The 26,783-nt window shown below is 56.4% G+C and carries 28 protein-coding genes and 2 tRNA genes; 14 read left to right on the top strand and 16 right to left on the bottom strand.

Annotated features, from left to right (window positions below; all coding sequences use genetic code 11):
• Positions 1-5 precede the first annotated feature (5 nt).
• The 6 genes from sufB (at position 6) to ldtE (ending at position 6,257) form a co-directional block, all read left to right on the top strand.
• Complete coding sequence (sufB, locus tag N037_RS00855) at positions 6-1,496, top strand: Fe-S cluster assembly protein SufB (RefSeq protein ID WP_024909392.1); 1,491 nt, start codon at positions 6-8, stop codon at positions 1,494-1,496.
• A gap of 9 nt (positions 1,497-1,505) precedes the next feature.
• Positions 1,506-2,252 carry a Fe-S cluster assembly ATPase SufC gene (gene sufC / locus N037_RS00850; protein ID WP_023335410.1) on the top strand — a complete coding sequence of 249 codons (747 nt, stop codon included), beginning with the start codon at positions 1,506-1,508 and terminating at the stop codon, positions 2,250-2,252.
• On the top strand, positions 2,227-3,498 hold the full coding sequence (gene sufD / locus N037_RS00845) for a Fe-S cluster assembly protein SufD (RefSeq protein ID WP_032638274.1): 1,272 nt from the start codon (positions 2,227-2,229) through the stop codon (positions 3,496-3,498). Before sufC ends, sufD begins: the two co-directional genes overlap by 26 nt.
• Complete coding sequence (gene sufS / locus N037_RS00840; protein WP_032638272.1) at positions 3,495-4,715, top strand: cysteine desulfurase SufS; 1,221 nt, start codon at positions 3,495-3,497, stop codon at positions 4,713-4,715. The genes sufD and sufS overlap by 4 nt, the downstream gene beginning before the upstream one ends.
• 14 nt (positions 4,716-4,729) lie before the next feature.
• Positions 4,730-5,146 (top strand): cysteine desulfuration protein SufE, encoded by a 417-nt coding sequence (gene sufE, locus N037_RS00835; RefSeq protein WP_023335413.1) that lies wholly within the window; start codon positions 4,730-4,732, stop codon positions 5,144-5,146.
• Between the two features lie 97 nt (positions 5,147-5,243).
• Complete coding sequence (gene ldtE, locus N037_RS00830) at positions 5,244-6,257, top strand: L,D-transpeptidase LdtE (RefSeq protein WP_032638270.1); 1,014 nt, start codon at positions 5,244-5,246, stop codon at positions 6,255-6,257.
• A 60-nt stretch (positions 6,258-6,317) separates the two neighbouring features.
• Here the strand turns inward: ldtE and lpp are convergent, their stop codons facing one another.
• From lpp to N037_RS00810, 5 genes are all read right to left on the bottom strand, one after another.
• Entirely contained in the window at positions 6,318-6,554 is a 237-nt protein-coding gene (lpp, locus tag N037_RS00825; RefSeq protein WP_001082307.1) for a murein lipoprotein Lpp, read from the bottom strand.
• Positions 6,555-6,863: 309 nt separating this feature from the next.
• Positions 6,864-8,285, bottom strand: coding sequence for a pyruvate kinase PykF (gene pykF / locus N037_RS00820; protein ID WP_023335415.1), 1,422 nt, complete (start codon positions 8,283-8,285; stop codon positions 6,864-6,866).
• Positions 8,286-8,292: 7 nt separating this feature from the next.
• Entirely contained in the window at positions 8,293-8,589 is a 297-nt protein-coding gene (gene ynhH / locus N037_RS25380) for a protein YnhH (RefSeq protein ID WP_418921897.1), read from the bottom strand.
• A 73-nt stretch (positions 8,590-8,662) separates the two neighbouring features.
• A complete protein-coding gene (locus tag N037_RS00815; protein WP_032638268.1) occupies positions 8,663-9,808 on the bottom strand; it encodes a trans-sulfuration enzyme family protein in 1,146 nt (381 codons plus the stop codon).
• A gap of 11 nt (positions 9,809-9,819) precedes the next feature.
• Positions 9,820-11,190: a pyridoxal-phosphate dependent enzyme gene (locus N037_RS00810; RefSeq protein WP_032638267.1), complete on the bottom strand. Its 1,371-nt coding sequence runs from the start codon at positions 11,188-11,190 to the stop codon at positions 9,820-9,822.
• 400 nt (positions 11,191-11,590) lie between these two features.
• Here N037_RS00810 and N037_RS00805 point away from each other — a divergent pair, with 400 nt between their 5' ends.
• The 4 genes from N037_RS00805 to fumD all read left to right on the top strand — a co-directional run bounded on the left by N037_RS00805 (position 11,591) and on the right by fumD (position 14,430).
• Positions 11,591-12,613, top strand: a complete 1,023-nt coding sequence (locus N037_RS00805) for a methionine ABC transporter ATP-binding protein (protein ID WP_023335418.1) — start codon at positions 11,591-11,593, stop codon at positions 12,611-12,613.
• Positions 12,606-13,274, top strand: coding sequence for a methionine ABC transporter permease (locus tag N037_RS00800; RefSeq protein WP_008500617.1), 669 nt, complete (start codon positions 12,606-12,608; stop codon positions 13,272-13,274). Before N037_RS00805 ends, N037_RS00800 begins: the two co-directional genes overlap by 8 nt.
• A gap of 23 nt (positions 13,275-13,297) precedes the next feature.
• Positions 13,298-14,110, top strand: coding sequence for a MetQ/NlpA family ABC transporter substrate-binding protein (locus tag N037_RS00795; RefSeq protein WP_008500616.1), 813 nt, complete (start codon positions 13,298-13,300; stop codon positions 14,108-14,110).
• A 110-nt stretch (positions 14,111-14,220) separates the two neighbouring features.
• Positions 14,221-14,430, top strand: coding sequence for a fumarate hydratase FumD (gene fumD / locus N037_RS00790; RefSeq protein WP_008500615.1), 210 nt, complete (start codon positions 14,221-14,223; stop codon positions 14,428-14,430).
• Here the strand turns inward: fumD and N037_RS00785 are convergent.
• From N037_RS00785 to N037_RS00770, 4 genes are read right to left on the bottom strand one after another with little or no spacing between them, the layout of a single operon-like run.
• On the bottom strand, positions 14,411-15,097 hold the full coding sequence (locus tag N037_RS00785) for an amino acid ABC transporter permease (RefSeq protein WP_023335419.1): 687 nt from the start codon (positions 15,095-15,097) through the stop codon (positions 14,411-14,413). The genes fumD and N037_RS00785 overlap by 20 nt on opposite strands.
• Positions 15,081-15,857 carry an amino acid ABC transporter permease gene (locus N037_RS00780; protein WP_023335420.1) on the bottom strand — a complete coding sequence of 259 codons (777 nt, stop codon included), beginning with the start codon at positions 15,855-15,857 and terminating at the stop codon, positions 15,081-15,083. Before N037_RS00780 ends, N037_RS00785 begins: the two co-directional genes overlap by 17 nt.
• Positions 15,857-16,672, bottom strand: a complete 816-nt coding sequence (locus N037_RS00775; RefSeq protein ID WP_023335421.1) for an amino acid ABC transporter ATP-binding protein — start codon at positions 16,670-16,672, stop codon at positions 15,857-15,859. The genes N037_RS00780 and N037_RS00775 overlap by 1 nt, the downstream gene beginning before the upstream one ends.
• Before the next feature lies 1 nt (position 16,673).
• Positions 16,674-17,492, bottom strand: a complete 819-nt coding sequence (locus tag N037_RS00770; protein WP_032639107.1) for an ABC transporter substrate-binding protein — start codon at positions 17,490-17,492, stop codon at positions 16,674-16,676.
• Positions 17,493-17,749: 257 nt separating this feature from the next.
• On the opposite strand from N037_RS00770, the gene N037_RS25010 reads away from it, so the two are divergent.
• Positions 17,750-17,917 carry a hypothetical protein gene (locus N037_RS25010; protein ID WP_014831607.1) on the top strand — a complete coding sequence of 56 codons (168 nt, stop codon included), beginning with the start codon at positions 17,750-17,752 and terminating at the stop codon, positions 17,915-17,917.
• A 92-nt stretch (positions 17,918-18,009) separates the two neighbouring features.
• On the opposite strand, the gene N037_RS24730 is transcribed toward N037_RS25010, so the two are convergent.
• Positions 18,010-18,150: a hypothetical protein gene (locus N037_RS24730; RefSeq protein ID WP_003857665.1), complete on the bottom strand. Its 141-nt coding sequence runs from the start codon at positions 18,148-18,150 to the stop codon at positions 18,010-18,012.
• Between the two features lie 125 nt (positions 18,151-18,275).
• On the opposite strand from N037_RS24730, the gene N037_RS00765 reads away from it, so the two are divergent.
• Positions 18,276-19,058: an MBL fold metallo-hydrolase gene (locus tag N037_RS00765; RefSeq protein ID WP_032638266.1), complete on the top strand. Its 783-nt coding sequence runs from the start codon at positions 18,276-18,278 to the stop codon at positions 19,056-19,058.
• Positions 19,059-19,130: 72 nt separating this feature from the next.
• Positions 19,131-19,766 carry a carbonic anhydrase gene (locus N037_RS00760; RefSeq protein WP_023335425.1) on the top strand — a complete coding sequence of 212 codons (636 nt, stop codon included), beginning with the start codon at positions 19,131-19,133 and terminating at the stop codon, positions 19,764-19,766.
• A 28-nt stretch (positions 19,767-19,794) separates the two neighbouring features.
• Here N037_RS00760 and N037_RS00755 read toward each other — a convergent pair whose 3' ends face one another.
• The 4 genes from N037_RS00755 to mdtK all read right to left on the bottom strand — a co-directional run bounded on the left by N037_RS00755 (position 19,795) and on the right by mdtK (position 23,193).
• The gene (locus tag N037_RS00755; RefSeq protein ID WP_032638265.1) at positions 19,795-21,390 is read right to left on the bottom strand and encodes an FAD-NAD(P)-binding protein; all 1,596 of its coding nucleotides are present in this window, start codon (positions 21,388-21,390) and stop codon (positions 19,795-19,797) included.
• Positions 21,391-21,508: 118 nt separating this feature from the next.
• A tRNA-Val gene (locus N037_RS00750) sits at positions 21,509-21,585 on the bottom strand.
• 4 nt (positions 21,586-21,589) lie between these two features.
• Positions 21,590-21,666, bottom strand: a tRNA-Val gene (locus N037_RS00745).
• Positions 21,667-21,819: 153 nt separating this feature from the next.
• A complete protein-coding gene (mdtK, locus tag N037_RS00740; protein ID WP_032638264.1) occupies positions 21,820-23,193 on the bottom strand; it encodes an MdtK family multidrug efflux MATE transporter in 1,374 nt (457 codons plus the stop codon).
• A 225-nt stretch (positions 23,194-23,418) separates the two neighbouring features.
• On the opposite strand from mdtK, the gene N037_RS00735 reads away from it, so the two are divergent.
• Positions 23,419-24,063 (top strand): riboflavin synthase, encoded by a 645-nt coding sequence (locus N037_RS00735; RefSeq protein WP_023311347.1) that lies wholly within the window; start codon positions 23,419-23,421, stop codon positions 24,061-24,063.
• Positions 24,064-24,093: 30 nt separating this feature from the next.
• Here N037_RS00735 and cfa read toward each other — a convergent pair whose 3' ends face one another.
• Together cfa and punC are read right to left on the bottom strand one after the other, a co-directional pair.
• Positions 24,094-25,242, bottom strand: coding sequence for a cyclopropane fatty acyl phospholipid synthase (gene cfa / locus N037_RS00730; protein WP_032638263.1), 1,149 nt, complete (start codon positions 25,240-25,242; stop codon positions 24,094-24,096).
• A 298-nt stretch (positions 25,243-25,540) separates the two neighbouring features.
• Positions 25,541-26,740: a purine nucleoside transporter PunC gene (punC, locus tag N037_RS00725; RefSeq protein ID WP_032638262.1), complete on the bottom strand. Its 1,200-nt coding sequence runs from the start codon at positions 26,738-26,740 to the stop codon at positions 25,541-25,543.
• Between the last annotated feature and the right edge of the window lie 43 nt (positions 26,741-26,783).

Genomic DNA, 26,783 nt, shown 5'->3' with positions numbered 1-26,783 from the left:
GTACTATGTCTCGTAATACTGAAGCAACGAGTGAAGTAAATACCTGGAGCGGTGGGCACCTCAACTATAAAGAGGGGTTCTTCACCCAGCTGCAGACCGACGAGCTGGCGAAAGGCATCAACGAAGATGTCGTGCGGGCGATCTCGGCGAAACGAAACGAGCCGGAGTGGATGCTGGAGTTCCGCCTGAGCGCCTTCCGCGCCTGGCTGGAGATGGAAGAGCCGCACTGGCTGAAAGCGCATTATGACAAGCTGAACTATCAGGATTACAGCTACTATTCTGCCCCGTCCTGCGGCAGCTGTGACGACACCTGCGCCTCGCAGCCCGGCGCGGTGCAGCAAACCGGCGCGGAGAACAGCTTCCTCAGCAAAGAGGTGGAAGAAGCCTTTAACCAGCTGGGCGTGCCCGTGCGCGAGGGCAAAGAGGTGGCGGTGGACGCCATTTTCGACTCCGTCTCGGTGGCGACCACCTACCGCGAGAAGCTGGCAGAGCAGGGGATCATTTTCTGCTCCTTCGGAGAAGCGATTCACGATCATCCGGAACTGGTGAAAAAGTACATTGGGACCGTGGTGCCCTCTAACGACAACTTCTTCGCGGCGCTCAACGCGGCGGTAGCCTCCGACGGCACCTTTATCTATGTGCCGAAGGGCGTGCGCTGTCCGATGGAGCTTTCCACCTATTTCCGCATCAATGCCGAAAAAACCGGTCAGTTCGAGCGCACGATACTGGTCGCGGATGAAGGCAGCTACGTCAGCTATATCGAAGGGTGCTCCGCCCCGGTTCGCGACAGCTACCAGCTGCACGCGGCGGTGGTGGAGGTCATCATCCACAAAGACGCCGAGGTGAAATACTCCACGGTGCAAAACTGGTTCCCGGGCGACGGCAATACCGGCGGTATCCTGAACTTCGTCACCAAGCGCGCGCTGTGCGAAGGCGAAAACAGCAAGATGTCGTGGACCCAGTCAGAAACCGGCTCTGCCATCACCTGGAAATACCCGAGCTGCATTCTGCGCGGGGATAACTCCATCGGCGAGTTTTACTCCGTGGCGCTGACCAGCGGGCATCAGCAGGCCGATACCGGCACCAAGATGATCCATATCGGTAAAAACACCAAATCCACCATCATCTCGAAAGGGATTTCCGCCGGGCATAGCCAGAACAGCTATCGCGGGCTGGTGAAAATCATGCCGACGGCCACCAATGCGCGTAACTTCACCCAGTGTGACTCGATGCTGATCGGTGCCGACTGCGGGGCGCATACCTTCCCGTACGTCGAGTGCCGTAACAACACGGCCCAGCTGGAGCACGAGGCGACGACGTCGCGGATTGGGGAAGATCAGCTCTTCTACTGCCTGCAGCGCGGGATCAGCGAAGAAGACGCCATCTCGATGATCGTCAACGGCTTCTGTAAGGACGTGTTCTCTGAACTGCCGCTGGAATTTGCCGTTGAAGCCCAGAAACTCCTCGCCATTAGTCTTGAACACAGCGTCGGTTAAGGAAAGCACATGTTAAGCATTAAAGATTTACAGGTTAGCGTAGAAGACAAAGCCATCCTGCGTGGCCTCAATTTTGACGTCAAACCGGGTGAAGTCCACGCCATCATGGGGCCGAACGGTTCCGGGAAAAGTACGCTTTCTGCGACGCTGGCGGGGCGCGAAGATTATGAGGTGACCAACGGCTCGGTCGAGTTTAACGGCAAAAACCTGCTGGAGATGTCGCCGGAAGACCGCGCGGGAGAGGGCATCTTTATGGCCTTCCAGTACCCGGTCGAAATTCCGGGCGTCAGCAACCAGTTCTTCCTGCAGACGGCGCTGAATGCGGTGCGTAAGTATCGCGGCCTGGAGGCGCTGGACCGCTTTGACTTCCAGGACCTGATGGAAGAGAAGATCAAGCTGCTGAAAATGCCGGAGGATCTGCTGACCCGTTCGGTGAACGTTGGCTTCTCCGGCGGCGAGAAAAAGCGTAACGACATTCTGCAGATGGCGGTGCTGGAGCCCGAGCTGTGCATTCTGGATGAGACCGACTCCGGTCTGGATATCGACGCCCTGAAGATTGTCGCTGACGGCGTGAACTCCCTGCGCGACGGCAAGCGTTCGTTCATCATCGTCACTCACTACCAGCGCATTCTGGACTACATCAAGCCGGATTACGTTCACGTGCTTTACCAGGGACGTATTGTGAAATCCGGTGATTTCACGCTGGTTAAACAACTGGAGGAGCAGGGTTATGGCTGGCTTACCGAACAGCAGTAATGCTCTCCAGCAGTGGCACAGGCTGTTTGAAGCGCAGGGCGGCACGCGCTCTGAGCAGGCGCAGCAGCATCTGCAGCAGATGCTGCGTCTCGGCCTGCCGACGCGTAAGCATGAGAACTGGAAGTACACCCCACTTGATGGCCTGCTGAACGCCGAGTTTGTGACCCGTCTGGCGGATCTCACGCCTGCGCAGCGTGATGCGCTGGCAGTGCGCGTGGATGCCGTGCGCATGGTGTTCGTCGACGGTGAGTTCCGTCCGGAACTGAGCGATGCTCTCCAGGCGAGCGGATTTGAGGTTGAGATAAACGACGAACGCCCGCCCCTGAGCGCCCCGGTTCAGCCTGAGGTGTTCCTGCACCTGACCGAGAGCCTGGCCCGCGGCGTGACGCACATCCGCGTGAAGCGTAACCAGCGTCCGGCCAAACCGCTGCTGCTGATGCACATCACCCAGGGGCTGGACGGCGACGAAATCAACACCGCGCACTATCGTCATCATCTTGAGCTGGCGGAGGGGGCGGAGGCCACGGTAATCGAACATTACGTCAGCCTCAACGATACCCGCCACTTTACCGGTTCGCGTCTGACAATGAACGTAGCCGCTAACGCGCAGCTTCACCATATCAAGCTGGCGTTTGAAAATGCGCAGAGCCACCACTTTGCCCATAACGATATCGTGCTGGGTCAGGATGCCGCAGCGTACAGCCATAGCTTCCTGCTCGGCGGGGCGGTGCTGCGCCACAACACCAGCACGCAGCTTAACGGTGAAAACACTACGCTGCGCATCAACAGCCTGGCGATGCCGGTTAAATCAGAGGTGTGCGACACGCGCACCTGGCTGGAGCACAACAGGGGCTACTGCAACAGCCGCCAGCTGCATAAAACCATCGTCAGCGACAGAGGCCGCGCGGTGTTTAACGGGCTGATTAACGTGGCACAGCACGCCATTAAAACCGATGGGCAGATGACCAACAACAATCTGCTGTTAGGGCGCCTGGCGGAGGTGGACACCAAACCGCAGCTGGAGATCTACGCCGACGACGTGAAATGTAGCCACGGTGCGACGGTCGGGCGGATCGACGACGAGCAGATGTTCTATCTGCGTTCCCGCGGCATCGACGAGCAGGCGGCGCAGAAAATGATTATCTATGCGTTTGCCGCCGAACTGACGGAAGCGCTGCACGATGGTCAGTTAAAACAGCAGGTGCTGGCGCGTATCGGTCAGCGTCTGCCTGGAGGCGAAGCATGAGTTTTCCCGTTGAGAAAGTCCGGGCAGATTTTCCGGTTCTGACCCGTGAAGTAAACGGTCTTCCTCTGGCCTATCTGGACAGCGCGGCCAGCGCGCAGAAGCCGAATCAGGTGGTGGATGCGGAAGCCGAGTTTTATCGCCACGGCTACGCCGCCGTGCATCGCGGCATTCATACCCTGAGCGCCGAGGCGACCCAGCGAATGGAAAACGTGCGTACGCAGCTGGCCGCCTTCCTCAATGCGCGTTCGCCTGAAGAGCTGGTCTTCGTGCGCGGAACCACCGAAGGGATCAACCTTGTCGCTAACAGCTGGGGCAACGCGCAGGTCCACGCGGGGGATAACATCATCATCACCCAGATGGAGCACCACGCCAATATCGTGCCGTGGCAGATGCTCTGCGAGCGCGTTGGCGCGCAGCTGCGGGTGATCCCGCTGAATGCTGACGGGACGCTGCAGCTCGAGCAGCTGGACGCATTGCTCGACGATAAAACGCGGCTGGTGGCGGTCACCCAGGTCTCCAACGTGCTGGGGACGGAAAACCCGGTGGCAGAGATTGTCGAAAAGGCCCACCAGACGGGCGCGAAGGTGCTGATTGACGGCGCTCAGGCGGTGATGCACCACGCGGTTGACGTCCAGGCGCTGGACTGCGATTTCTACGTGTTCTCGGGACACAAGCTCTACGGGCCGACGGGGATTGGCGTGCTGTATGTGAAAGAAGACATCCTGCAGGCGATGCCGCCGTGGGAAGGGGGCGGGTCGATGATCGCCACCGTTAGCCTGTCGGAAGGCACCACCTACGCCCGCGCGCCGTGGCGTTTTGAGGCGGGTACGCCCAACACTGGCGGGATTATCGGGCTGGGGGCGGCGGTGTCCTACGTCTCCGCGATCGGCCTTGACAGCATTCAGGAGTACGAACAGCTGCTTATGCACTATGCGCTTGCCGAGCTTGCCAGCGTGCCGGATCTGACCCTCTACGGGCCTGCCGACCGGCAAGGGGTGATTGCGTTCAATCTTGGGAAACATCACGCCTATGACGTGGGTAGTTTCCTCGATAACTACGGCGTGGCGGTCCGTACCGGGCACCACTGCGCCATGCCGCTGATGGCGTTTTACCAGGTACCAGCAATGTGCCGCGCGTCGCTGGTGATGTACAACACAACGGAAGAGGTCGACAGGCTGGTGGCGGGGCTTAAGCACATTCACCAACTCCTGGGCTAACGGAGAGGCGATAGATGGCGGAACTGCCGGACAAAGATAAATTACTGCGCAACTTTGGGCGTTGCGCAAACTGGGAAGAGAAGTACCTTTATATCATCGAGCTGGGGCAGCGTCTGCCGCCGCTCGGTGAAGAGGCGCATACCCCGGAAAACAGTATTCAGGGCTGTCAGAGCCAGGTGTGGATTGTGATGGCGCAGTCGGATGACGGCACGATTGAACTGCACGGCGACAGCGATGCGGCAATTGTAAAAGGGCTTATTGCGGTCGTCTTTATTCTTTATCACCGGATGTCGGCGCAGGATATTGTCGCGTTCGACGTCCGTCCGTGGTTTGAAAAAATGGCCCTGACCCAACACCTCACCCCGTCCCGATCCCAGGGACTGGAAGCGATGATTCGCGCGATCCGCGCCAAAGCTGCAATCCTTAGCTAGACTTACAGAACAGCATTCATTCTGTTTCGCGAGGTGGTTCCCGCCTCGCTGGTTTTTCAGCTTTCTGGCGTTCTGTCAGTGAATAAGGAATCTCAGCATGAAGCGCGCGTCTCTAATAACTCTATTACTCCTCAGTTCGCTCGGCGCACTTAATTCGGCCCGCGCGATGGACTATCCGTTGCCGCCCGCAGGCAGTCGTCTGATTGGGCAAAATCAAACCTACACGATACAGGAAGGGGATAATAAGCTGCAGACCATCGCCCGCCGGTTTAATACGGCGGCGCAGGTGATCCTGGAAACGAACAATACCATTGCGCCGGTAAATCCTGCGCCGGGAACCGTCATTACCATCCCGTCGCAGATGCTGCTGCCGGACACGCCGCGCGAGGGTATCGTGGTGAACCTCGCAGAGCTTCGGCTCTACTACTTCCCGCCGGGAGAAAACATCGTTCAGGTCTTCCCGCTCGGCATAGGACAGCTGGGGCTGGAAACACCGGTCACGACCACGCGCGTGAGCCAGAAAATCCCGAATCCTACCTGGACACCTACGCCGGGCATCAGAGCACGCTCTCTGGAGCAGGGAATTAAATTACCACCGGTGGTACCTGCCGGGCCAAATAACCCTCTGGGACGCTTCGCACTGCGTTTAGGCGTAGGTAATGGGGAATATCTCATTCACGGCACCAGCGCGCCGGACAGTGTCGGCCTGCGCGTTAGCTCCGGCTGCATGCGGATGAATGCCCCGGACATCAAAGCCCTGTTCGAACAGGTGCGGGTTGGTACGCGGGTACAGATTATCAATGAACCCGTGAAGTTCGCCGTGGAGCCGGATGGTAAACGCTATATTGAAGTCCACCGTCCGCTGGCGCAGGTCGAGGGAGAAAACCCGCAGGTCTCGCCCATTACCCATTCCGCAGAGTTTGCAACCTTTGTTTCTCAGGCCGGAAGCGATAAGGCGCTGATTGAGAAAGCCCTGTCACGCCGCGCCGGGATCCCGGTTATCGTGTCGTCAGGCAGCGGTCCGTCAGCCAGCAATAGCGTGTTGTCGGTGCAGAACAGTCGGGTGTCCGCAGCGGTAGCGGAAGATGAAGGGGAGAAGGTGACGCAGTAGCCGTTTGTCGCAGGCAAAAAAAATGGCGCACGATGTGCGCCATTTTATTAACAGGTACTATTACTTACGGTATTTAGTAGCCTGGTTGTCCAGACGCTGGTTAGCGCGAGCTGCGTCGTCTTTAGCAGCCTGAACGTCGGAACGCATTGCGTTCACGTCGTTGCTCAGCTGGTCAACTTTAGCGTTCAGAGTCTGAACGTCAGAAGACAGCTGATCGATTTTAGCGTTGCTGGAGCAACCAGCCAGCAGAGTAGAACCCAGGATTACCGCGCCCAGTACCAGTTTAGTACGATTCATTATTAATACCCTCTAGATTGAGTTAATCTCCATGTAGCGTTACAAGTATTACACAAAGTTTTTTGGGTTGAGAATATTTTTTTGATGGGAATACACCTATTTTTGATCGTTCGCTCAAAGAAGCATCGAATCAGCCCTTTTCAGGCAAAAATCTATGTAAAAAAAGACATTTATCATCGGATTCATCTTAGATAATTCGCAATTAAATAGAGAAACCCGATTTGCAATTTGAATGACTTTGGCTAATGCCAGGAATAAAAAAAGCGCCCGGAGGGCGCTTTTTATCAAAATTAATTCGTTCGGGAATTATTACAGCACGTGAACAGATGCGGTATTGGTCGTTCCGCTTGGTACCAGCGCGCCAGAAACCATGACCACAACGTCACCTTTCTGTGCCAGACCGCGATCAACCAGCTCCAGCGCCACTTCTTTACCCAGACGATAGAAATCATCCGTAGACGCGATCTCTTTCACCAGGTGAGGGATCACGCCTTTGCTCAGCACCAGCTGACGGGCAGTGGTTTCGTTGGTGGTCAGCGCCAGGATAGTCGCATCCGGGAAGTATTTACGCACCGCGCGAGCTGATTTACCGCCCTGGGTGGCCACTACGATCAGTGGTGCTTCCAGTTTCTCAGCCGTTTCTACTGCACCGCGGCATACCGCTTCGGTGATGCGCAGCTTGCGGCTGTCGTTGTTGTAGTCCAGACGGCTTTTCATTACGCGGTCGGTACGTTCGCAGATGGTGGCCATGATGGACACCGCTTCCAGCGGATATTTACCTTTTGCGGATTCGCCGGACAGCATAACGGCATCAGTACCGTCGAGGATGGCGTTTGCCACGTCGCCTGCTTCTGCGCGGGTTGGGCGTGGGTTTTTGATCATGGAGTCCAGCATCTGCGTTGCGGTGATTACCACTTTACGCGCGCGAACACATTTCTCGATCATCATCTTCTGCGCGAAGATCACTTCTTCAACCGGGATTTCTACGCCCAGGTCGCCACGTGCAACCATGATGCCGTCAGACGCTTCGAGGATTTCGTCGAAGTTGTTCAGGCCTTCCTGATTTTCAATTTTGGAGATGATCTGGATCTTCTCGCCGCCGTGCGCTTTCAGGTGCTCACGAATTTCAACCACGTCGGAACGTTTACGGATGAAGGATGCCGCAACGAAGTCAACGCCTTGCTCGCAACCGAAGATCAGGTCTTGCTTGTCTTTTTCAGCCAGGGCTGGCAGCGCGATGGAAACGCCCGGCAGGTTAACGCCTTTGTTCTCGCCCAGGTCGCCGTTGTTCAGCACTTTACAGATAACCTTGTTACCTTCGATAGCGGTGACTTCCATACCGATCAGACCATCGTCTACCAGCACGGTGTTACCGACGGACAGATCGCTGGTGAAGCCTTCATAGGTCACTGCAACGATTTCGCTGTTGCCGACAACGGATTTGTCGGTAGTGAAGGTGAAGGTCTGGCCCGCTTTCAGAGAGACGTCGTTACCGCCTTCCAGTTTGATGGTACGGATTTCTGGACCTTTGGTATCCAGCAGGATCGCGGCTTTTTTACCGGTCTTGCTCATCACGTTGCGCAAGTTCTGGATACGCTGACCGTGTTCTGCATAGTCACCGTGGGAGAAGTTCAGACGCATCACGTTCATGCCGGCGTCCAGCATTTTGGTCAGCATCTCTTCAGATTCGGTTTTCGGGCCGATAGTACAAACAATTTTCGTCTTTTTCATGACAGTCTTAGTCTTTAAGTTGGGAAGGATATGGAAATCTCGCTCCGGGGGCGCACCGCCGCGGAGTCAAACCTGTGTTGCAAAAGAGTATATGACACGCACTAAGGATAGGAGACATCAAATGAGCGTGCAGAAGAAAGTGTGCCTGAGTGACAGCCCAACGAAGGAGAGGAGAAGTTGTACGTTGTTTTTTGTATTCCAAGCGCTGAAACCATTCACCAGGGATTAGGCGCGCATTATACGCTGATTTTAAGATAAAAGGAAAATGGAAACGGTGTTTCAGAAATAATCTGTGCAGTTTCACATAATATTGTTATCAAGGCGTTAAGCCATGATGACAAGTTATGGCGGCAGGTGATTGACCTGCCGCGTTTTGCTTATTTTTGCAGCGCCTGGCTGAGATCGGCAATCAGGTCTTTCGGATCTTCAATCCCGACTGACAGCCGGATCAGCTGCGGCACAATGCCGTTTGCCAGCCGTTGCTCAAGCGGAATCGAGGCGTGGGTCATGCTGTAAGGCTGGCTCACCAGACTTTCCACACCGCCGAGGCTCTCCGCGAGGGTGAACAGCTTCAGGTTGCGAATCACCTCGGTGGCGCGTTGCGCATCGCCTTTTACCACGACGGAAATCATCCCACCGGGCAGGGCCATCTGCGTGCGGGCAAGCTGATACTGTGGATGCGATTCCAGGCCGGGATAGAACACCTTTTCGACCAGAGGATGCTGCTCCAGCCATTGCGCAATCGCCAGCGCGTTGGTGCTGTGCTTTTCTACCCTCAACGCCAGCGTGCGAATACCGCGCAGCGTCAGGAAGCTGCTGAACGGATCCAGTACGCCGCCCACCGCGTTTTGCAGATAGCCCAGCTTATCCGCCAGTTCCCTGTTGTCCCCGACAATCGCCAGCCCGGCCACCACGTCAGAGTGGCCGTTCAGGTATTTGGTGGCGGAGTGCACCACGATATCGAAACCCGACTCCAGCGGACGGTGGATCACTGGCGACGCGAAGGTGTTATCCGCCACGCTGATGACGTTATGACGACGGGCGATCGCCGCAATCGCTGCCAGATCGGCCAGCTTCAGCCGCGGGTTGGTTGGCGTTTCGACCCACACCATGCGGGTATCCGGGCGGATGGCGGCCTCAAGCCCGGCCAGGTCGTCCGGTTTAACCCAGCTGACCTGCAGGCCGGTGCTGCGCTTGCGCACGTTTTCAATCAGGCGGTACGTCCCGCCGTAAACGTCATCAATGGCGACGATATGGCTGTCTTTATCCAGCAGTTCGAGCACCGTGGAGATGGCCGCCAGACCGGAGGCGAAGGCGTAGCCGCGCGTGCCGCCTTCCAGTTCGGCGATGGCGGTTTCCAGCGCGTGGCGGGTGGGGTTACCGCTGCGGGAATACTCATAGCCGGTATGCTCGCCGGGTGATGGCTGCGCAAACGTCGAGGTGGCGTAAATCGGCGGCATGACGGCACCGTGCTGGTCGTTGAACTCGCCGCTGTGGACGCTCAGGGTTGCCAGGTTTTTCATCATCTATTCCTTTATTGCTGTAGACGGTTGCGCCATGCGGTCAGCACGTCGCTGCGCGTAATCAGACCGAGAAAACGGTCATTGTCATTAATCACGGCCACCAGACCGCGGTCGAAGATGGCGTTCAGGGCGCTTTCCGGGGCGTGTTTATCGAGGAACTCCACCTGACGCGTCATGGCTGCCGTCACCGGAAGCGCGAAGCGATCGCCGTCGCCGCCGATGTGCCGAAGGAGATCCCACTCGTCGATAATGCCCACCACCTTGCCGTTCTCCAGCACCGGCAGCTGGGAGATGTCATACAGGCGCATGCGCGCCAGGACGGTGGAAAGCGTGTCGTCCGGGGCGGCGGTAACGGTGGCGCCTTCATCGTGGCGCAGGGCGATGTAGTCCGAGAGATCGCCGGCCTGAGGGCGCGTGATGAGCCCTTGCTGACGCATCCAGTCATCGTTGAACATCTTCGAGAGATACTTATTGCCGCTATCGCAGGCGAAGGTCACCACGCGCTTCGGCGTGCTCTGCGCCTGGCAATATTTCAGCGCAGCCGCCAGCAGCGTACCGCTGGAGGAGCCCGCCAGAATACCTTCCGTTTTCAGAAGATCGCGCGCGGTGGTGAAGGCCTCGCGGTCGGTGATGCGCCAGGCGCGATTCACCCCTTCAATGTGGGCCAGCGGCGGAATAAAGTCTTCGCCAATACCCTCAACCAGCCAGGAGCCCGCGTCGTGATAGCGTCCGGTTTCCACCTGGTCGGCCAGCACCGATCCGGCCGGGTCAGCCAGGACAAACTCCGTGTGCGGAGAGTGCTCGGCGAACCACGCCTGCAGGCCGCCCAGCGTACCGCCTGAGCCGACGCCCACCACGATGGCGTCGATCCTGCCGTCAAGCTGCTCGTACAGTTCAGGTGCCGTGGTGGTGCGGTGCGCCAGCGGGTTGGCTTCGTTATTGAACTGGTCGATGTAAAACGCGCCGGGCAGCTCATTGGCCAGGCGCTGGGCGTAATCCTGGTAATAGGCGGGGTGGCCCTTGTTAACGTCGGAGCGGGTCAGCACCACCTGGGCACCCAGCGCGCGCAGGTGGAAAATCTTCTCGCGGCTCATTTTGTCCGGCACCACCAGGATCAGCGAGTAGCCTTTCTGGGCGGCGATCAGCGCCAGACCGAGACCGGTATTCCCCGCCGTTGCCTCAATAATCGTGCCGCCCGGCTGCAGCTGGCCGGTACGCTCCGCTTCGTTAATCATCGACAGCGCAACGCGATCCTTAATAGAGCCGCCCGGATTCTGGTTTTCCAGCTTCAGGAACAGCGAGCAGGGACCGGTATCAAGCTTGTGCAGCTGGATAAGCGGGGTACGGCCAATCAGTTCAGTGACGGAGTGATAAATCGTCATGATGTTTTCCTTTCTGGATGTCATGACGGGATGATAGGGCGGCGAAATTTTCTCAATAAAGAACCATTCACTGCTCTTTAGAACAGAAAAGAATATAAATGCTATTTTTGGAAGTCAGGACAGCAAGACGTAAAGTTGTCTGGATGTGAGGATGGCTATATCGGCATGAAATGCTGCAAAAATGACCATTTTTTGCGGGCATCTACCGGCAGATATGCATCCGGCAGATAATCATTGCTGAAATTGGTCTAAATGCTTCCCACCCTGTAAATCCGCTGTTTATTTCTGAAAGTTATAACAAATTCTTTTTTGTTCATTTAAAAGCTGATAACGCCTGTTTACTATCGTTTGGACATCCATACTGCTAAACAGCCATGCGCGAAACGGATAAAGAATAATAATGATCGTACTCAGGAATATTTCGAAGGTTTTTGACAACGGAAAGGTCGCGCTGACTGCCGTTGATAACGTCAATTTGACGATAGAGCAGGGACAGATTTACGGAATTATTGGCTACAGCGGAGCCGGGAAAAGCACGCTGATCCGTCTGCTGAACGGCCTGGAAAAACCCAGCGCCGGAAGCGTGACCATCAACGGGCAGGATATCTCTGCGGCAAAAGGTGAAGCGCTGCGCCAGGCGCGCCTGAAAATCAGCATGGTGTTCCAGCACTTCAACCTGCTGTGGTCGCGCACGGTAAACGAAAACATTGCTTTCTCCATGCAGATCGCCGGAGTACCTAAAGCAAAAATCACCGCCCGCGTCGCGGAACTGGTGGAGTTGGTAGGCCTGAAGGGGCGCGAGAATGCGTACCCGTCTCAGCTGAGCGGCGGGCAAAAGCAGCGCGTGGGCATTGCGCGCGCTTTGGCTAACAGCCCTGACGTGCTGCTCTGCGATGAGGCCACGTCCGCGCTCGACCCGCAGACCACCGATCAGATCCTCGATCTGCTGCTGGATATTAACCGCCGCTTCAGGCTGACCATCGTGCTGATCACCCACGAGATGCACGTGGTGCGCAAAATCTGCGACCGCGTGGCGGTGATGGAGAACGGTAAAGTTGTGGAAGAGGGCGACGTGCTGAGCGTCTTTACCCATCCGCAGCAGCCGATTACGCAGCAGTTTGTCCGTCAGGTAAGCCAGTACGCTGAGGAAGAAACCTTCAATACCGAACTGGCAAACGATCTGGAAGGCACGGTCATCAGGCTGACCTTTACCGGGCACAGCACCCATAAGCCGATCGTGGGTGAGCTGACCCTGCGCTACGGCCTGCCGTTTAACATCCTGCACGGAAAAATGACGCAAACCGCCCACGGCGTGTTTGGCCAGCTCTGGGTACATGTAGTGGCATCCGATGAACAACTGAACAATATCCTCGCCGACCTGAAGCACAGCGATATTGAAGGCGAGGTGATTAAACATGGCTGAGAATCTCTTTCCGCATCTGAAGTGGGATCAGCTCTGGGCGGCGACGCTGGAGACGCTGTACATGACCGCACTGTCCGGCGTGGCGACCTTTGTGCTGGGTATCGTGCTGGGGCTGGCGCTGTTTTTAACCGCGCGCGGCGGATTGTTCCACAACCGCACGGTCTATAGCGTCATTTCGATTGTGGTGAACGTGTTCCGCTCCATTCCGTTCATCATTTTGATTGTCCTGCTGATCCCGTTCACCAAGACCGTCGTCGGCACCATTCTTGGCGCCAACGCGGCGCTGCCGGCGCTGATTGTGGGCGCGGCACCGTTCTACGCGCGCCTGGTGGAAATCGCCCTGCGTGAAGTGGATAAAGGCGTCATCGAAGCAACGCGCTCGATGGGCGCACGACTGAGCACGTTAGTGTTTCGGGTTTTACTGCCGGAATCATCACCCGCACTGGTATCGGGTATTACGGTGACGCTGATTGCGCTGGTGAGCTATAGCGCAATGGCGGGGGTGATTGGCGCCGGTGGTTTGGGAAATCTGGCTTATCTGGAAGGATTCCAGCGCAACCATGGTGACGTCACGCTGGTGGCAACGGTGACCATTTTAATCATCGTTTTCATTATCCAGTTCTGCGGCGATGTCATTACTTCACTGTTAGATAAACGCTAATAAATACTCACAGGAACCACATCATGAAAAAGACACTGACACTGATCGCCGCCGCAACCCTGAGCGCCCTGAGCTTCGCCTCCTGGGCCGACACCCTGACCGTGGGCGCATCCAACACGCCGCACGCCGAAATTCTGGAGCAGGCAAAGCCGATTCTGGCGAAGCAGGGTATCGACCTGGAGATTAAACCGTTCCAGGACTACATTCTGCCGAACACCGCGCTGGCGGGTCATGACATCGACGCGAACTATTTCCAGCACATTCCTTACCTGAACAGCGTGCTGAAGGATCATGCGGGCGATAAGGACTACGATTTTGTCAGCGCAGGCGCGATCCACATTGAGCCAATCGGCATCTACTCTAAAAAATACAAGTCGCTGAAAGATCTGCCGGAAGGCGGCAAGATCATCATGCGTGACGCGGTTTCCGAAGAGGGCCGCATTCTCTCCATCTTCGAGAAAGAGGGCGTGATCAAGCTGAAGCCGGGCATCGACAAAGTGACCGCGCGCATCAGCGACATCGTTGAGAACCCGAAAAAGCTGAAGTTCACGCCGAACGTGGAAGCCTCTCTGCTGCCGCAGATGTACAACAACAACGAAGGTGATGCGGTGGTGATCAACGCCAACTACGCGATTGACGCGGGTCTGGATCCGGTTCACGACCCGATTGCGGTAGAGAGCGGTGAAAATAACCCGTACGCCAACATCATTACCGTGCATCGCGGTGACGAGAAGAAGAAAGATATCGTTGCGCTGGTGAACGTGCTGCACTCGAAAGAGATTCAGGACTGGATCCGCACCAAGTACAAAGGTGCGGTCATCCCAGTAAACAACTAATTCACTGATTTTACAGATGAAGCCCGGCGAGTCTCTCGCCGGGCTTCTTTTTTGTATCCGGCAGGAGAATCATTTAAGCTCAACGTTTAAAAGGCAATGGAGTGATGACGATGGGTAACGTGACCAAAGATGAAGCGCTGTATCAGGAGATGTGCCGGGTGGTCGGGAAGGTGGTGCTTGAGATGCGTGATTTAGGGCAGGAGCCGAAGCATATTGTCATTGCCGGAGTCCTGCGTACCGCGCTGGCGAACCAGCGCGTTAAGCGCAGTGAATTGACAACCGAAGCGATGGAAACGGTGGTTAAAGCGCTGGCCGGGTAATGCGCCAGCGTTTCGCAAGCTGCTCGAGCGAGCAGCAGAGCAGGTAGTAGACCACGCCCGTAAAGATAAAAATGGCCGCCGGGTAAATTTGCACCCGGTTGTTGACCTGTCCCGCCACCGTGGTCAGCTCAGGAACGTTCACGATAAACGCCAGCGATGTATCCTTCAGCAGGCTGATAAATATCCCCACCAGCGACGGCAGAATATTCCTCAGCGCCTGCGGCAGCAGCACGCGCCACAGGGTTTGCTGCGTGCTGAAGCCCTGAGACAGGGCGGCCTCGTACTGCCCGGACGGTAGCGCATTAAGTCCGGCCAGCACCGAGTGCATTACGGTTGCCGCGGTAAACCAGGCCAGGGCCAGCGTGACGGTCAGCGCCCCCGGCAGATCGCCTCCGGTCATAAGCGGCAGGAGATACCACATCCAGAAAATCACGAAGATGAGCGGGATACCGCGAATCAACTCTGCCCACAAAAAGAGGGCCTTTCGCACCAGCCCGGTAAAGCGCCAGGCCAGACACGCGAGCACTATGCCACCGGGCAGAGCGATGACGGCGGCCCCAACCGCCATCATCAACGAGAGCAGTACGCCCCCCGGTTCACCCGTTGCCGCGCGTCCCCACAGCAGGTAATCGAGGTTATCGGTGATGACGTTAAGTCCGGCAATCATGTTTCTCACTCCCTGAGGTGACGACGATCGGGCGCTTACGTTTCGCTTGAGGTCCGACGCGAACCAGCACCATCCCCATCGCCAGACCGGTCAGGAGATAGAGTGCGGTACCGAGGGTAAAGGCCTCCAGCGCGTGCGCGTTATAGCTCTCGATCTGCCTGACCTGATAGGTCAGCTCGGCAAAGCCAATTCCGCTGGCGAGCGACGAGAGCTTCATCAGATTCAGGTACTGGCCCACAACCGGCTGCCAGGCGTTGGCCAGCCCCTGCGGCAGAAGGATGTAACGAAACAGACGCCACGCGGAGAAACCCTGGGCGAGCGCCGCCTCCCGCTGTCCGGCCGGAACAGAACGCAATCCCGATTCCACTTCTTCAATTAAAAACGCCGAGGTAAAAACGCCCAACCCCCAGGCAGAACATAAAAATTCGGGCGTAAACCACCAGACGTCACCGGGCAGAATTGACCAGCTGTGATCCGCGTTCACCGCGTCGCGGAACGCCTGCGGCAGTCCGTTCCAGGCGGCAAAATACCAGAACAGCAGCTGCACCAGCAGCGGCGTATTGCGAAAAAGCGACACCCAGCCGCTGACGACCGCGTTCCCGAGGCGTCCGCCGGAAAGGCGCAGAAGCATAAAGAGCAGTGCGAGCAGGCTGGCCAGCAGCATCCCGGCAAGCGTTACCCACAGGGTGGTGAGGAATCCGGAGAGTATCCACTGCAGAGGCTGTCCGGTCAGTACCCCCTGCCAGTCGAGCGCGGGCATTACAGCTGCTCCTGGTGCAGCGGGTTGAGCACCTTTTGCAGGAACCGCTGCGCGCGCGGATGCGAGGGCTGGCTGAAAAACTGCGCCGGTGGCGCGGTTTCCAGAATTTGCCCGCCGTCGATAAACACAATCCGGTCGGCAATTTCCCGGGCAAACTGCATCTCGTGGGTCACCACGATCATCGTGATCCCGCTGTGGGCGAGGGCTTTCATCACGTACAGCACTTCACCAATCATCTCCGGATCCAGCGCGGAGGTGGGTTCATCGAACAGGATGATTTGCGGTGAAGAGGCCAGGGCGCGGGCAATCGCGACGCGCTGCTGCTGTCCACCGGAAAGCTCTGCCGGGAAATGGTGGGCTTTTTCCCGCATCCCGACTTTCTCGAGCAATGCCAGCGCGCGCTCATGGGCAGGCTGCGGCTTCCAGCCGTGAACGTGCTCCAGCGCCAGGGTGATGTTCTGGCTGGCGGTAAGATGGGCGTAAAGATTGAACTGCTGGAACACAAACCCCACGCGGCTGCGCAGCTGACGCAGCCCGGTACCGGAGAGCTTTCCTGTCGGCTTGTTGTCGACCAGAATCTCCCCGCCGCTCAGGGCTTCAAGCTGGTTGATGAGACGAATCAGGGTGGATTTACCGGAACCCGAAGGACCGAGGATGGCGACCACTTCACCGGGCGTAATGGTGAGGTTAATGTCGTTTAAAACCTGATGGTCACCGTAGCGTTTGTCCACATGACGAAACTCGACGCTGGCCTGTTCCAGATGTGAAAAATCCGCGGCACCGGCCGCGGAGTGTGAAAATAAACCTGAGAGCATATTACTTAGCTTCTATCTTAAAGGCGCGAGGCTGTGGAGCTGGGGTGCCTGGACCAAACCAGACGTCGTAGATTTTTGCCGCCTGGCCGTTCTTCTCGAGATTGACCAGCTCGTCGTTGACGGCCTTCAGCAGCGCCGTTTCACCTTTTTTCACCCCTACGCCAATCTCTTCTTTACTGAGCAGATCGGGCAGGATTTTGAAGTTCGCTTTATCCGGCGCCTGCGCCAGCAGACCGGCCAGAATGGTGCTGTCCTGGGTAATGGCCTGCACGTTGCCGTTGCGCAGTGCCGTCAGCGCCAGGGGAATATCGTCATAAGAGAGCACGCGTGACTGCGGGAAACGCTGGTGCAGCGCCTGTTCGCCCGTCGTTCCTTTGACCGCGCCAATGCGCGCCCGGCTATAGTCATCAAGCTTGTCCGGGGACTTAGCCGGGACCAGGAACTGCTGGCCGGTGACAAAGTAAGGCGTCGAGAAATCAATCACCTGCGCGCGTTCCGGGGTGATAGTGATATCCGCCACGATCAGGTCTGCTTTACCGGACTGCAGCAGCGGAATGCGGTTAGCCGGGTTGGTGGCAACCAGTTCAAGCTTCACGCCGAGCGATTTTGCCAGCGCTTTGGCGAAGTCCACGTCATAGCCCACGATCTCGTGCGTTTTTGCATCAATAGAGCCAAACGGCGGGTTGGCGTCAAAGGTGGCCACTTTCACCACCCCTGCGGCCTTAATATCGGCCAGCTGATCGGCCTGCGCCTGCGCTGAAAGCAGGCTGCCCGCCGCCAGTAATCCCAGAACCCATGTCCGTTTGGTAAACCCTTTCATGTTTGCTGCCATAGTCATTCGCCATCCCATTGTTTTTGTTTTACCCAGCTACGCTCCCATAAGCGAAAGCTATCGCCAAATAAGAAATCGTTCTTTGCTATGAGCAAAAAAGCATTAGTGAACAAGGTGTTAATGAGGAGTGAAAAGAACGGGAGGCTATTTGCAAATCCTGCACATCGACAGTGGATTTTGGTATTTCCCCCGCGCGAGGTTTGGGTGTTTAACTTAAGGCAGACACGGCGAGAGAGGGTAAGACGATGAAAAAGTGGATCAGCACGTTACGGCGGTTTTTTGCGACCCGACCAGTGAATGCGGAGAACAGCGCGCAACGTGTTCTTGAGTCAATACTGCCTGTCGCCAGCCTGTATGGCGTGGACGTTGCCAACATTGACCCGGAGTGGTTCCATGATAAAACGTCACGCTGAACTGCGCCGCACGCGCGAAACGTACTGGAACGAGGTGTGCGTGACGTTTAACGAGTGAAATAAAAAAGCACCGGTTTCCCGGTGCTTTTTTATTAGATCTTGCAGGCGTCGCCGCAGTCGTCGTCGGCGACAATCGCCTGCGCTTTTTTGTCTGCATCGTCCAGACGCTCGGCATTACGCTCTTCGGCTTCATCCAGACCGTTAAAGACTAAGTTATCGAGATCAATTTCCATGTGGCACCTGCTCTGTTCAGTTTTTGATACTGGCACAGTATAGGGTAAAAAACGCCAGCAATGCACCTCGCAGCACATAAGGATAATCCCTGCCATACTCAGTGCTTTATCGCTGAGGAGAGCACATGATTACACTCTGTAAAACCTGTGGAACCGCCTACGATACGCAGCCGGACAGTTGCCCAATTTGCGAGGACGAGCGCCAGTATGTGCCCGCAACGGGCCAGGCGTGGACCGATCTGGACACCGTCACCGCCACGCATACCAACAAATGGCAGCAGCTGGAGCCGCGGCTGTTTGGGATCAAAATGGTGCCAGCGTTTGCGATCAACCAGCGGGCGCTGCTCCTGCAAACGCCCCACGGGAATATCCTCTGGGACTGCATCGCCAACCTCGACCCCGCAACCAAAACGCTCATTACCGCCCTCGGCGGCATCAGCGCGATTGCGATTTCACATCCGCACTATTACACCACGATGCAGGAGTGGGCGGCGGCGTTTGATGCGCCGGTGTACCTGCACGCCAGCGACAGAGAGTGGGTCATGCGCGACAGCCCGGCGATTCATTTCTGGGATGGCGATGCGCTGGAGATTTTCCCGTCGATCACCCTGCTGCGTCTGGGTGGGCATTTTGCCGGTGGAACGGTGCTGCACTGGCAGGAGGGGGATGGGGTGTTGCTGGTGGGCGATATTCTGCAGGTGACGCCGGGTAAAGACGCCGTCTCGTTTATGTGGAGCTATCCGAATTATCTTCCGCTGCCGGCCCGCACCGTGGCGTCGGTGGTGAGTCATCTCGAAGGCAGAACGTTTGAACGTCTTTACGGCGCGTTTGAAGGACAGAACATCCAGGCCAGTGCGGACGAGATTGTGCAGCGGTCGGGCCAGAAATATATTGCTTGTCTGAAGTAAACCACGATGGGTAAACTTTACGAGTGTGATCGCGATCATACCTAAACTAAAACAGATAAAAGAGACATTGCTATGCAACATATCATTGAAGGTTTTCTCAGCTTTCAAAAAGAGATTTTCCCGCAACGTAAAGAACTCTTCCGCAGTTTAGCGTCCAGCCAGAATCCCAAAGCGCTGTTCATCTCATGCTCCGACAGCCGTCTGGTCCCGGAACTGGTCACCCAGCAAGAGCCAGGACAACTCTTTGTCATTCGTAATGCTGGCAACATTGTGCCGCCGTTCGGACCGGAGCCTGGCGGTGTGTCAGCCACCATCGAATACGCCGTGGTGGCGCTGGGCGTCACGGATATCGTGATTTGTGGTCACTCCAACTGTGGCGCGATGAAGGCGATTGCCGATAACGCGAACCTGGAGCCGATGCCTGCTGTGTCACACTGGCTGCGCTATTCCGACGCGGCGAAAGCCGTGGTGGAGAAGAAAACCTGGGATAAGCCGATCGATAAGGTCAATGCGATGGTGCAGGAGAACGTGTTTGCGCAGCTGAGCAACATTAAGACCCACCCGTCCGTTGCGGTGGGCCTGCGTAATAACTCTATCCGACTGCACGGCTGGGTGTACGACATTGAAAGCGGCAAAATCCTCGCGCTGGATAAAGAGACGAAAACCTTCGTTTCGCTGTCTGAAAACCCGGAAGTCTTCTTCGAGTAATCAGCAACAGCAGGGCATGGAAGCCCTGTCAGTTCTCAATATACGGTAATCTCCGCCGCGATCCTGACGCGGGTTTTTCCGCCGCCTTCGCCATTGCTTGCGCAATCTCTGCACACTCCGCCAGCCCCTGAATGAAGGGACGATCGTGCATCAGCCACGGTATCGCGCCGAAGGCGATGCGCCCGCGAACGGTGTCAGGCGCTTTTAAGGTGTAATCCTCGCCGATGTCGGGTATCTCTTCGCCCGTGGCTTCCAGCTGTTTGCGCAGCGTCGGGAAGGGCAGATCTTTCGTTTTGAGCGGCTTTTGCCCGCGCGCGTCAATAAAAACGTCGAAGCGGTAAACGGTCTCTTTTGTGGTGATTACCGTGCGATCGCTGCCAACATCCAGCGCGTAATCGTCGCCGAGCGCAGCCACGCTAATGATGCCGGCTTCGCGAAGCGCGAGCAGCCTGCGGATAGACTGCGGAGGAATGGCCGCATAGTTATCGATAAATACCCGGGCCAGGCCTTGCTTAAAGCGCTCTCTGTCACGTTCGTTGAGGTGGGGCACAATCTCCTGAACCACCTCATGCAGCCGAAGCACGGTATAGCGCCAGGCTACGGTGCGCCGCTCGCGTTTGTTCCGCTCAACCTCGTTGAGATTTTCTTCCGCCCAGGTAAAGGGGCCGTGCCGTTTACGATCCTCAAACCAGGCCTCACGAATGCTGTCCGTGTTCTGCTTATGCAGCGATATTTTCCCGCACCACGTCGGGTCAGCGAGCTGAAGCTCTTTCACCATCAGGGTAAAGATGCGGTCGAGCAGGCCATCCGATCCTTTGGCAATCTCGCTTTCAGCCGCGCGTTCGGTCAGTACCGACAGTGGTTCGTAGGGGATAGGGCAGTAAAAATCGGCTTCCGGCAGAATGCCCGTCCGGGACATCAGGACAATGTTTAATGCCTCGCTGCCCTTATCCAGCACGAATTTATCGTCGCGAAACGCGCCGTGCTGCATCACTACCGCCATGGCCGCGTCGAGACCGCTTAACGATGTCCCCATAATACCGACGCGGCAGGGAGGAATCCTGGCGTCCATCAGTCCGGACCAGGGGCTTGGGAAGAACGTGCGCGTGGCCTCCTCCTCATCTGGCCAGACGTGGCCGGTGGCGATAACCGCCAGGTCGAATTGATCGGGCAAGACGCTGCCGTTTACGGAAAGCGTAACGCCGGCTGTCGCTGGAATGATGTCGGTGACCTTCGCAGATTCATGGACATCAACGTTGAATCCCCGCTTTTTTGCCTCTTTAACGATGGAGAGAAAGCTGTCGCGGAAATACTCGCCCAACAAGAGCCTGGGCAGGAACTGTCTGTCATGCAGGCGGGCTTTATCAACCCTGAAACGCGCAAGATGAGCGTCACTCTGTTCCTTGAGCCAGTCGAGGTAGGTCATAAAAATGGGCGGGATTTCAATGCTCGCAATGTTCGCCAGCATCAGCCGGGAATTATCGTCATCGTTATAGGGCATGCCCACGCCAGCGTCTTCGGCTTGTTCAAAGATGGAAACTGAGAGCGGGGTGCTGTTTTTAAGGAGATGATAAAAAGTATAAATCCCTGTGGGGCCGGAGCCGATAATCGCGATTTTCTTCATCGACGGTCTTCCTGTTTTTTTTCCATAAGAAAAGCGTAGCAGGAGAACAATGATGAAAATAAGGGATTAGGAAAAATCAGGATATCATAAGAGGATTTGCACCATTTCAGGACTGAAATGGTGCGTCCGAGTGGACTCGAACCACCGACCCCCACCATGTCAAGGTGGTGCTCTAACCAACTGAGCTACGGACGCAGAATGGTGCGTTCAATTGGACTCGAACCAACGACCCCCACCATGTCAAGGTGGTGCTCTAACCAACTGAGCTATGAACGCAACGTGTTGTCGGTGACAACGGGGACGAATATTAGCGGCACAGCATCGAGGTGGCAAGAGGGAAAATGCATTTTTCTCTCTGATTTCACGCGATTGCTTCATTACCGCGCAAAGTGAAGAGAAAGTAGCCGCCGGGTGGCGGCTACTGCGTCGTTAACGTGCCGCGCGCTGCAAAATGACCGTTGACGGTTGGCGTTGCAGGAAGCGCATTCGCATCATCATCATAATCGCCGCCGACGTCAGGCCGATGATAAAGCCCATCCAGAACCCTGCCGGGCCCATGCGCTCAACCACTAAATCAGTCAGAGCCAGAATATAGCCACACGGCAGGCCTAGCACCCAGTAGGCGATGAAGGTGATAAAGAAGATCGAACGCGTGTCTTTGTATCCGCGCAGCACGCCGCTGCCAATCACCTGGATGGAGTCAGAAATCTGGTAAATTGCGGCCAGCAGCATCAGGTGCGAGGCCAGCGCGACCACTTCCGGGTTGTCGTTATAGAGCAGGGCAATCTGCTCGCGTAACGCAACGGTAAAAAGTGCCGTACAGGCAGCCATACAAACACCCACGCCTAACCCCGTCCGGGCGGCCGTTTGCGCATCCAGGGTTGAGCCCTGTCCCAGGCGGAAGCCCACGCGAATTGTCACCGCCGCGGCCAGCGACATCGGCAGGACGAACATCAGGGAGCTGAAGTTCAGCGCAATCTGGTGCCCGGCCACGTTCACAATGCCCAGCGGGGAGACCAGCAGGGCGACCACGGCAAAGAGCGTCACCTCAAAGAACAGCGCCAGGGCAATTGGCAACCCTAACTGCACCAGACGCATCATGATGCTCCAGTCCGGCGTGCTAAATCTGTTCTCGTTGCGAATATCGCGCATGGAACGGGCGCGTTTTACAAAGACGATCATCGAGAAGAACATCACCCAGTAAACGGCTGCCGTCGCCACGCCGCAGCCGACGCCCCCCAGTTCGGGCATCCCGAAATGACCGTAAATAAAGACATAGTTCACCGGAATGTTGACCAGCAAACCGATAAAGCCCATCACCATCCCGGGCTTGGTTTTCGCCAGGCCTTCGCACTGGTTACGCGCCACCTGGAAAAAGAGGTAGCCAGGGGCACCCCAGAGCAGGGCGCGCAGATAGCCCACGGCTTTATCAGCCAGTGCCGGGTCAATGTTATGCATAGCGCGAATAATATGACCCGCGTTCCAGAGCACGACCATGATCAGCAGGGAGACAAACCCTGCCAGCCAGAAACCCTGACGGACCTGATGGGCAATGCGCTCGCGACGACCCGAGCCATTGAGCTGAGCGATAACAGGCGTGAGCGCGAGCAGCAGACCGTGGCCGAACAGGATGGCCGGAAGCCAGATTGACGTGCCGATAGCTACGGCCGCCATATCGGTGGCGCTATAGCCACCTGCCATTACCGTATCCACAAATCCCATTGCGGTCTGGGCCACTTGCGCGACGATCACTGGTATAGCCAGTGCCAATAGCTGGCGCGCTTCATTCATGTACTTCTGCACGTGAACACCTTTATTTTGTAGTTATTTGAGCGAGTAAAAAAGCCGCCGAAACGGGCAGCAAGAAGAAAATGCAGGGGGGTGCCAGCTATTGTAGCGGGCTTTAGCTATTTATCTAGTGAAAAAATCGCCAGAAAATGCGCTCTGCTGGCAACCTCTTTTTCCAACTGTTATTGTGGTGGGATTAAACGGTGTCACCACCGTCCGGAAAAAACAGGAGTTGTAAGCATGTTTACTGGCATTGTGCAGGGCACCGCCAAAGTGGTGTCCATTGATGAAAAACCTAATTTCCGTACTCACGTAGTTGAGCTGCCGGAATATATGCTTGAGGGCATTGAAACCGGTGCGTCGATTGCCCATAACGGCTGCTGCCTGACCGTTACCGAAATTAACGGCAACCAGATTAGCTTTGATTTAATGAAAGAGACGCTGCGCATCACCAACCTGGGCGAGCTGGCGGTGGGAGATACCGTCAACGTTGAGCGGGCGGCCAAGTTCAGCGATGAGATTGGCGGCCACCTGATGTCCGGGCACATTATGACCACCGCTGAAGTGGCAAAAATCGTGACCTCGGAAAATAACCGTCAAATCTGGTTTAAAATGCAGGATCCCTCATTAATGAAATACATCCTCTATAAAGGATTTATTGGCATTGATGGGATTAGCCTGACGGTGGGGGAAGTAACGCCAACGCGTTTTTGCGTGCATTTAATTCCCGAAACGCTGCAGCGCACCACGCTGGGTGCGAAAAAACTGGGGCATCGCGTGAATATCGAAATCGATCCGCAAACCCAGGCGGTGGTGGATACGGTTGAGCGCGTGCTGGCCGCAAAAGAAGCCGCAATAATAAAGACTGCCGCAGAAGAAGAATAAAAAATAACCCCGGGCTTCCGGGGTTATTTTTTAGCGTGCGACACGGAGTCCGTGTTCAATCCCACGGCTGAAGACCACCTGCCAGAGCTGAATATCCCGTGCGCGAAACGCCCCCGCGCAGGCATTCAGATAATAGCTAAACATCCGCCTGAATCGTTCAGAATAGTTGTCCGCAATCTCAGGCCAGGTCTCCTGGAAACGCGCATGCCATGCCATCAACGTGGTGTCGTAATCCGCGCCAAAGTTATGCCAGTCTTCCATCACGAAATGGGGTTCACTGGCGTTGGCAATCTGGCGGACGGACGGTAAACAGCCATTCGGAAAGATGTATTTGTTGATCCACGGGTCGACGTTATTGTCGGTCCGCTTAGAGCCGATGGTGTGCAGCAGGAAGATGCCGTCCGGTTTCAGATTACGATCCACCACCTCAAAATAGGTAGCGTAGTTTTTCGGCCCGACGTGCTCGAACATGCCGACGGAAACGATCCGGTCAAACTGTTCGTTCAGGTCGCGGTAATCCTGCAGCCGGATATCGACATCAAGGCCCTGGCAGCGCTCCCGCGCCATTTTTTGCTGTTCCGCTGAAATTGTCACGCCGACGACGCTGACGCCGTAGTGCTTCGCCATAAAATACGCCAGCCCGCCCCAGCCACAGCCGATATCCAGCACGCGCATACCGGGCTGCAGCTGCAGCTTCTCGCTAATCAGACGCAGCTTGGCCTGCTGAGCCTCTTCAAGCGTCGAGGCGTCTTTCCAGTAGGCGCAGGAGTATTGCATGAAAGGGTCCAGCATACGGCTGAACAGGTCATTGCCAAGATCGTAGTGTTCTTTGCCAACGATCCACGCGCGTTTTTTACTTTGCAGATTGAACAGTCGGGCAGAGGCGACACGCAGGGTGTCTTTCAGATTGCGAGGGAGTTGATTTTCAAGACCGGCACGCAGCACGCTGGCGAAAAAGGTATCCAGACGTTCGCACTCCCACCAGCCGTCCATATAGCTTTCTCCCAGGCCTAACGATCCCTCCCGCAGCACGCGTTTAAAAAAGTCGGGATGTTTAACCTGAGGATCGGATGGTGATGATCCATTGATAGTGATGCCTGCTCGACCTAACAGTTCACTGACGATCCGGGACCAGTTATCGTCCGGAACGCTGACTTCTTCTATACACGATGAACTCATAGCTTCTCCATCACCCTACTGTGATCAGAACCTTAAAACAGCGTAGACGCTTTTTTTGGTTTGTGAGAAATCTCACGGTAAATACCGCGAGGCTAATATCCGACGTAGAACAGAGGAAGGGAGATAACCCTTGCCGAAATGCCTTCCATGGTAAAACGGGAGCGCTCCGGCTCCCGTTAACACTTAATATTTATCGTATTTAATCGAACCAAATTTAGTATAGGCCTCAAAATTTGGTGATTCAATAGAAAATTCTTAGCAACCTAATCACTGAAAATTAACATGATTTCCGGCGCGATTATGCATGTGACGTTTCAGCCTGAGCGCGGTTAGCCTGCTCACGCTGCGCGGAGGCCTGCATGCGATAACCCATCACCGCCAGCGCAACGGTCACCAGCATCACGCTGGTGGTGGTCAGGAGCGGCGTAGCAATCAGCGCAGAGACCACCAGACTTGCCAGGAAGCACAGCCCCAGCTGCAGGGTGTTCTGCAGCGCGGCGGCGCGGCCCGTCGCCTGCGGGAAGGGGCGCAGCGCCTGGGCCACAACAATCGGGTAAATCGCCCCGTTCGCGACGGCCATCACGCAGAATGGGATCAAAATTTCGGCCAGACCGGCACCCGGAATAAAGCCAACGGCCCAGGTCCCAATGACGCTCAGCGCATACAGCACCAGCAGCCATGGCAGCATCTGCTGACCTTCCCACTTTTGCAGCGCCGCGCGACAGCCGTACCCGCCCACCAGGAACGCAATGGTCTGCGGAACATAGCTCAGGCCGATGGCTGCCGGGCTGTAGCCCATATCATGCAGAATGAACGGCGAGCCGGTGAGCCACGCGAAGAAGCTTGCCGAGCAGGCGGCATAGATCAGGACATTACCGCGATACGCTTTGGTGCTGAGCAGGGAAGTGAAGGTAATCGGCTTCGCGTCAGCATGCGCTTCTTTTTTATGCGCGGGCTTGAGGGCGAACGCCGGCAGCATCAGTACCAGGGTAATGGCAAACAGCGTGGCGAAGATGGCCTGCCAGTCGAAATGCGCGAGGATCCAGCTGCCCAGCAGAGGGGCGAGGGCAGGCGAGAGACCCACAAGCGGCATAATGGTGGCGAAAATACGGTTAGTGCGGTTAGCCGGGTAATAGTCGGTGACCAGCGCCTGCCAGGTCACGGCCGCGGCACAGACGCCCACGGCCTGAATAAACCGCAGCACCAGCAGCCAGGTGGCATCGCGTACCCATAACATCCCCAGGCAGCCCAAGGCAAAAATGGCCAGGCCCAGCAGCAGTACCGGTTTACGACCAAAGCGATCCGAGAGCGGTCCCCAGAGCAGCTGTGCGAAAGCAAAACCGGCGAGGAACAAACTCAGGCTGGCGCTGATAGCGGCAGCGGGGGTTTGCAGATCTTCCTGCATGGCGGCAAACGCCGGCAGGTACATATCGGTGGCCAAAAAGCCCAGCACGCTTAAGCCGCCGAGCCAGACTAAAAAACCGTTCCTGGGTTGCATTATTTTATTCTCCTGAGGAGGCAGGTATACATTGGCGCTGAGT

Source organism: Enterobacter sp. EGD-HP1 (assembly GCF_000733275.2).
GTDB lineage: Bacteria > Pseudomonadota > Gammaproteobacteria > Enterobacterales > Enterobacteriaceae > Enterobacter.
This window is presented reverse-complemented; position numbering and strand designations above follow the sequence as displayed.

What these genes read in the sequence shown, in the direction of transcription:
- sufB (WP_024909392.1), top strand. Translation starts at nt 6, where the DNA reads ATGTCTCGTAATACTGAAGCAACGAGTGAAGTAAATACCTGGAGCGGT.
- sufC (WP_023335410.1), top strand. Translation starts at nt 1,506, where the DNA reads ATGTTAAGCATTAAAGATTTACAGGTTAGCGTAGAAGACAAAGCCATC.
- sufD (WP_032638274.1), top strand. Translation starts at nt 2,227, where the DNA reads ATGGCTGGCTTACCGAACAGCAGTAATGCTCTCCAGCAGTGGCACAGG.
- sufS (WP_032638272.1), top strand. Translation starts at nt 3,495, where the DNA reads ATGAGTTTTCCCGTTGAGAAAGTCCGGGCAGATTTTCCGGTTCTGACC.
- sufE (WP_023335413.1), top strand. Translation starts at nt 4,730, where the DNA reads ATGGCGGAACTGCCGGACAAAGATAAATTACTGCGCAACTTTGGGCGT.
- ldtE (WP_032638270.1), top strand. Translation starts at nt 5,244, where the DNA reads ATGAAGCGCGCGTCTCTAATAACTCTATTACTCCTCAGTTCGCTCGGC.
- lpp (WP_001082307.1), bottom strand. Translation starts at nt 6,554, where the DNA reads ATGAATCGTACTAAACTGGTACTGGGCGCGGTAATCCTGGGTTCTACT.
- pykF (WP_023335415.1), bottom strand. Translation starts at nt 8,285, where the DNA reads ATGAAAAAGACGAAAATTGTTTGTACTATCGGCCCGAAAACCGAATCT.
- N037_RS00815 (WP_032638268.1), bottom strand. Translation starts at nt 9,808, where the DNA reads ATGAAAAACCTGGCAACCCTGAGCGTCCACAGCGGCGAGTTCAACGAC.
- N037_RS00810 (WP_032638267.1), bottom strand. Translation starts at nt 11,190, where the DNA reads ATGACGATTTATCACTCCGTCACTGAACTGATTGGCCGTACCCCGCTT.
- N037_RS00805 (WP_023335418.1), top strand. Translation starts at nt 11,591, where the DNA reads ATGATCGTACTCAGGAATATTTCGAAGGTTTTTGACAACGGAAAGGTC.
- N037_RS00800 (WP_008500617.1), top strand. Translation starts at nt 12,606, where the DNA reads ATGGCTGAGAATCTCTTTCCGCATCTGAAGTGGGATCAGCTCTGGGCG.
- N037_RS00795 (WP_008500616.1), top strand. Translation starts at nt 13,298, where the DNA reads ATGAAAAAGACACTGACACTGATCGCCGCCGCAACCCTGAGCGCCCTG.
- fumD (WP_008500615.1), top strand. Translation starts at nt 14,221, where the DNA reads ATGGGTAACGTGACCAAAGATGAAGCGCTGTATCAGGAGATGTGCCGG.
- N037_RS00785 (WP_023335419.1), bottom strand. Translation starts at nt 15,097, where the DNA reads ATGATTGCCGGACTTAACGTCATCACCGATAACCTCGATTACCTGCTG.
- N037_RS00780 (WP_023335420.1), bottom strand. Translation starts at nt 15,857, where the DNA reads ATGCCCGCGCTCGACTGGCAGGGGGTACTGACCGGACAGCCTCTGCAG.
- N037_RS00775 (WP_023335421.1), bottom strand. Translation starts at nt 16,672, where the DNA reads ATGCTCTCAGGTTTATTTTCACACTCCGCGGCCGGTGCCGCGGATTTT.
- N037_RS00770 (WP_032639107.1), bottom strand. Translation starts at nt 17,492, where the DNA reads ATGAAAGGGTTTACCAAACGGACATGGGTTCTGGGATTACTGGCGGCG.
- N037_RS25010 (WP_014831607.1), top strand. Translation starts at nt 17,750, where the DNA reads ATGAAAAAGTGGATCAGCACGTTACGGCGGTTTTTTGCGACCCGACCA.
- N037_RS24730 (WP_003857665.1), bottom strand. Translation starts at nt 18,150, where the DNA reads ATGGAAATTGATCTCGATAACTTAGTCTTTAACGGTCTGGATGAAGCC.
- N037_RS00765 (WP_032638266.1), top strand. Translation starts at nt 18,276, where the DNA reads ATGATTACACTCTGTAAAACCTGTGGAACCGCCTACGATACGCAGCCG.
- N037_RS00760 (WP_023335425.1), top strand. Translation starts at nt 19,131, where the DNA reads ATGCAACATATCATTGAAGGTTTTCTCAGCTTTCAAAAAGAGATTTTC.
- N037_RS00755 (WP_032638265.1), bottom strand. Translation starts at nt 21,390, where the DNA reads ATGAAGAAAATCGCGATTATCGGCTCCGGCCCCACAGGGATTTATACT.
- N037_RS00735 (WP_023311347.1), top strand. Translation starts at nt 23,419, where the DNA reads ATGTTTACTGGCATTGTGCAGGGCACCGCCAAAGTGGTGTCCATTGAT.
- cfa (WP_032638263.1), bottom strand. Translation starts at nt 25,242, where the DNA reads ATGAGTTCATCGTGTATAGAAGAAGTCAGCGTTCCGGACGATAACTGG.
- punC (WP_032638262.1), bottom strand. Translation starts at nt 26,740, where the DNA reads ATGCAACCCAGGAACGGTTTTTTAGTCTGGCTCGGCGGCTTAAGCGTG.